The following is a 2,684-nucleotide window of genomic DNA, read 5'->3' on the forward strand; positions in this document are numbered from 1 at the left end:
AGGGGTTCGAGGCGATGCTCTGGCTGAAGAAGGGTTTCGGCTTCGCCGGCGAGTGGACCGTTCATAGCCAGAACGATCTCGTCGCGCAGATCTTCGGGCTTCAAAAAGTTAACAAAGTCTGAAGATTTCAGACCGAACGGGGCTCTTTCGGCCGAAGCCCAAAGTTGCGACAAGCCCTCTTGTCGCGCATATCTTCGGGCTCCAAAAGCTTACCAAAGTCTGAAGGAATCGGGCTAAACGGGTCTCCCGCGCGCTGTGCTTAAAATTGCTATACGCCCAAGGAGAGGCCAGCAACGATCCTTCCGTCATGGCTCACGTTCATGAGGTCGTTGCGCGAGCCCGCAGGCGTCTTGAAAACAGCGGGGCCGGCGTTGAGAACGCCGAACATCCGTCCCCACACACAAGCTCATGATTGGCTTTCGACCCGTGAAATTATCGACGTTTATTCTCCTTCCGGCCATGCTCCTATCAGCCGTTCCCGCTTCGGCCGCCGGCGATGATCTCCTCGGTAAATGGGTTCAGAAGGAACAGGGGTATTTTCTGGAGGCTGACATTCGTAGGGGCAGCGCCAAGCCGGAATTCCTGGTCGCTGACGTGACCGTCGTGCTTCCCCGCCAGTGCGTCGGGAACGTGACGGTATACGGCAAGCCCGATGGTTCGACCCTTGTCGGCGAGAGCTACGATCCGAAACAGCCCGAGGCTCCGGTCTGTCGGCTTCGCATGTCCCGGACGGGTGATCGCCTGACGATCGAAGAGCTGGGAAGCTGCTCCTACTGGCATGGAGCCGGATGCGATTTCAGTGGCGAGGTCGCCCGATAAGAGCGCAACGTCACGCCTTCGTGAAGGGCCAGAGTGAAGGCACCGCTTTCATCACTTCGATGAGCTTTCTCGGCGCTGCGACGTGACGCTTTTCAAATAGTCCTCGATCCCTTGATCCAGCAAAGCGCCCAGATCGTCAGGCATGGTCGCCACTTTGAACGATCGCTGCGTCCTGCGTTTGTCGGTCATGGTCTTCAAGTTTCCATCGACATAGTGCCGTCGTCTCGATTGCGGCGTGGTCTATCCACAAGCCGCCCGCCGGTCGGCTGCGCGCCATTCCGCCCCTGCTGTTGAGGGCCGGTCGGAATGTCGCGCGGGAGCCCAGATCGGCTACCTCAGCGTCCTATCCAATCCGGTCTTTCAGACGCTGTATCACATCCATCCGTTCATGCAGGATGGCGATGATGATCGGGCGAGGATCGTCCAGAAAGACGAGATAGTGATGTTCGCAGCGGTGGAGACGGACACCGTCCGGAAGACCGGCCAAGGTTTTCGAGCGCGCACGCTTGTCCCCGACGGCATCGCAACATGCTTCGATCCGGTCGAAATAGGTTTCGGCTTGGTCGAGGCCCCACGTCTCGAAGGTGTAGCGCCAGATGCCGCGCAAGTCCTCTTCGGCGGCAAGCGTGAGATCGTAGGACGGCATGACGTTCGCTAGCGCCCGGCCTCTTCACGCGCTTCGCCTCGGATGTCGGCCATCGTCTTTGTCGACAGTTTGCCCTGACGTGCTTCGTCGATCCGAGGCTTGAGGAAATTCGCCAGAGCAGCCACCGCCTCGTCCTCTTCCATGGTGTCGAGGCCCGGAGTGTCGCCCAGCGTGCGCTTCAAGACGTAATCCTTCAGGCTTTCACCGCTCAGCGCAGCGATTGCCTTCAGCTTGCGGTGCTCTTCAGGGGTGACGTCGATCGAGAGTCTGGGCATGCGATGAACATAACGATGCCAGACCCACAAGACAACATTTGTTGGGCAGGTTCATGGCTTTCGCAGCTCAACTCCACATGCTCTCGGCGATCGAGCGTTGTTCCTCTCCGAGGGGGTTGGCGTAGATCGCCGTCGTCTCGATGGTGGCGTGGCCCATCCATTTCGACAGCATGTTGAGAGGCACCGCCGCGCCGATCGCCGCGACCCCATATCCGTGGCGCAGGCCCCTGAGAACTGCCTGCGGTCCCTCAAGGCCTGCGGCCGCTATAACAGCCTTCACGTCGCGCCAGGCCGTCGTCCGGCTGTAGAGGACCAGAGCTTTTCCTTCGACCGCTTCTCACGGTGCTCCCTGACGGCGTGGACGAGGCTCAGGGTATGGATCACCCGGGGCGGCACCGGCCCGGCCCTATAGACGCCGCTCTTTCGCTTCTTGAGAGTTTCGAAGACGAGCGCTTGGCCGTCGACATCGGCGCGGCCGACGGTCAGGGCCAGCGCCTCGGAGATCCGGCAGCCGGTGAAATGCAGCACCTCGCAGAAGGAGCGGATTTCCCGCTCGGCCTTCTCGGCCGCCTTGAGGAAGGCGGCGCGCTCGGTCGCGGTCAGATACAGGCGGTTGCCGGCGGGATCGATCAGCTCCGACATTGAAGGCTCAATTCAATCTCTCGACGAGCTGATGGGTTTCCAAGGCTCCCTCGTGAGGCCGTTCAGGAAGCCGATCGCGCGGTACGGGATCGGCGCTGATCCAGTCGGTCTCGCCCAGAGCCCGGAAACGCTCAATGGCCGCCTCAATGGCGGCCTGGTCGATTTCAGGGCTTGTCGCCATTTTCGGGTCGGGGCGTGGAAGCCCCGCCTGGCTTGCTGTTTTCAAGCTCTGTTAACTTTTTGAAGCCCGAAGATCTGCGCGAGGAGGTCGTTCTGGCTATGGACCGTCCACTCGCCGCTCA

The 2,684-nt window shown here is 60.7% G+C and carries 6 protein-coding genes and 1 pseudogene; 2 read left to right on the forward strand and 5 right to left on the reverse strand.

The window, feature by feature from the left end; translation table 11 throughout:
- A pseudogene (locus ABRA89_RS20235) lies at window positions 1-122 on the forward strand (IS6 family transposase); the annotation flags it as partial.
- 304 nt (window positions 123-426) lie between these two features.
- Entirely contained in the window at window positions 427-819 is a 393-nt protein-coding gene (locus tag ABRA89_RS20240; RefSeq protein WP_349943309.1) for a hypothetical protein, read from the forward strand.
- Window positions 820-870: 51 nt separating this feature from the next.
- On the opposite strand, the gene ABRA89_RS20245 is transcribed toward ABRA89_RS20240, so the two are convergent.
- The 5 genes from ABRA89_RS20245 to ABRA89_RS20265 form a co-directional block, all read right to left on the reverse strand.
- On the reverse strand, window positions 871-1,008 hold the full coding sequence (locus ABRA89_RS20245) for a hypothetical protein (protein ID WP_349943310.1): 138 nt from the start codon (window positions 1,006-1,008) through the stop codon (window positions 871-873).
- 154 nt (window positions 1,009-1,162) lie between these two features.
- The gene (locus ABRA89_RS20250) at window positions 1,163-1,465 is read right to left on the reverse strand and encodes a type II toxin-antitoxin system RelE/ParE family toxin (protein WP_349943311.1); all 303 of its coding nucleotides are present in this window, start codon (window positions 1,463-1,465) and stop codon (window positions 1,163-1,165) included.
- Between the two features lie 8 nt (window positions 1,466-1,473).
- Window positions 1,474-1,740 carry an antitoxin gene (locus ABRA89_RS20255; RefSeq protein ID WP_349943312.1) on the reverse strand — a complete coding sequence of 89 codons (267 nt, stop codon included), beginning with the start codon at window positions 1,738-1,740 and terminating at the stop codon, window positions 1,474-1,476.
- Window positions 1,741-1,807: 67 nt separating this feature from the next.
- A complete protein-coding gene (locus ABRA89_RS20260) occupies window positions 1,808-2,020 on the reverse strand; it encodes a hypothetical protein (protein ID WP_349943313.1) in 213 nt (70 codons plus the stop codon).
- Window positions 2,017-2,382, reverse strand: coding sequence for a tyrosine-type recombinase/integrase (locus tag ABRA89_RS20265; protein ID WP_349943314.1), 366 nt, complete (start codon window positions 2,380-2,382; stop codon window positions 2,017-2,019). Before ABRA89_RS20265 ends, ABRA89_RS20260 begins: the two co-directional genes overlap by 4 nt.
- Window positions 2,383-2,684: the final 302 nt, after the last annotated feature.

Source organism: Fulvimarina thalattae, from assembly GCF_040239565.1.
In the GTDB taxonomy this organism is placed as follows: Bacteria; Pseudomonadota; Alphaproteobacteria; order Rhizobiales; family Rhizobiaceae; genus Fulvimarina.

Bases quoted from the DNA above. Each gene is read 5' to 3' on its own strand.
- ABRA89_RS20255 (WP_349943312.1), bottom strand. From the start codon at position 1,740: ATGCCCAGACTCTCGATCGACGTCACCCCTGAAGAGCACCGCAAGCTG.
- ABRA89_RS20250 (WP_349943311.1), bottom strand. From the start codon at position 1,465: ATGCCGTCCTACGATCTCACGCTTGCCGCCGAAGAGGACTTGCGCGGC.
- ABRA89_RS20265 (WP_349943314.1), bottom strand. From the start codon at position 2,382: ATGTCGGAGCTGATCGATCCCGCCGGCAACCGCCTGTATCTGACCGCG.
- ABRA89_RS20245 (WP_349943310.1), bottom strand. From the start codon at position 1,008: ATGACCGACAAACGCAGGACGCAGCGATCGTTCAAAGTGGCGACCATG.